This window comes from Protofrankia sp. Cr1, from assembly GCF_963555865.1.
Classification (GTDB): Bacteria; Actinomycetota; Actinomycetes; order Frankiales; family Frankiaceae; genus Protofrankia.
Genome location: NZ_CAUVXO010000162.1, coordinates 7548 through 8655, shown reverse-complemented (window position 1 = coordinate 8655; position 1108 = coordinate 7548). Strand labels below are relative to the sequence as shown.

The 1108-nt window shown below is 71.5% G+C and carries 1 protein-coding gene; it reads right to left on the bottom strand.

From position 1 onward, the window contains the following. Positions 1-963 (bottom strand): ATP-binding cassette domain-containing protein (locus U9980_RS14190; RefSeq protein ID WP_322768347.1); only part of this gene is annotated, 963 nt, incomplete at its 3' end. Positions 964-1108 lie beyond the last annotated feature (145 nt).

The following is a 1108-nucleotide window of genomic DNA, read 5'->3' as shown; positions in this document are numbered from 1 at the left end:
CGTACCGGCGGCGGTGGCGGACCGGGCGCCGGACCCGTCATCGGCCGGCTCGCCGGCGGCGTGGCCGGTCAGCGAGAGGAACACGTCGTCGAGGGAGGGACGCCTGATCCCGAGATCGTCCAGGGCGACACCGTCGTCGTCGAGACGGCGTCCCGCGGCCAGCAGGACCTTGGCCCCGCCGCCCGTCGGGACGGCGACCCGGCGTCGCTCGGCATCCAGCTGGGGCGGACCGTCGCCGAGGTCGGCCAGGAGAGCCGCGACCCGGCCGAGGTCGGCGGGGTCGACGACCCGGGCTTCGAGCATGGCGCCGCCGGCGCGGGACTTAAGCTCGTCGGCGGTACCGGCGGCGACTACCCGGCCCCGGTCGATGACGACGATCCGGTGCGCGAGGCGTTCGGCCTCCTCGAGGTACTGGGTCGTCAGCACGACGGTGGTGCCGTCGGTGACCAGGTCTTCGATGAGCGTCCACAGCTCGTTGCGGGTCCGCGGGTCGAGGCCGGTGGTGGGCTCATCCAAGATCAGTACGGACGGGTGTCCGACGAGGCTCGCGCCGAGGTCGAGGCGTCGTCGCATGCCGCCCGAGTAGGTCTTCACCTGGCGGTCGGCGGCCTCGGTGAGCGAGAAACGCTCCAGTACCTCTTGCGCCCGCCGGCGCCGTTCGGCCTTTCCGACGTGGTAGAGCAGCCCGACCAGTTCGAGGTTCTCCCGCCCGGTGAGCATCTCGTCCACGGCGGCGTACTGGCCGGCCAGTCCGATCATGGACCGCAGCCGCTGCGCGTGCCGGACGACGTCGTACCCGGCGATCGTCGCCAGGCCGCTGTCCGGTCGAAGCAACGTTGCCAGGATCCGCACCAGGGTGGTCTTGCCTGCGCCGTTAGGGCCGAGCAGGCCGAGGACCGTGCCGGCGTCAGCACTCAGGTCGACCCCGGCCAAGGCGTCGATCGACCCGAATCGCTTGGTCACCGCTCTTACTTCGATCATCGGCGTTGTCATCGCCCTCCCGCTCTCCTCGTCCGGTGACAGCCTCCGTGACAGCCTTCGTGACAGCCTCGGTGGCAGCCTCATCGTCGACGGCTCCCGGCCCGTTGTCTGCACCTGGCCGGGAGCC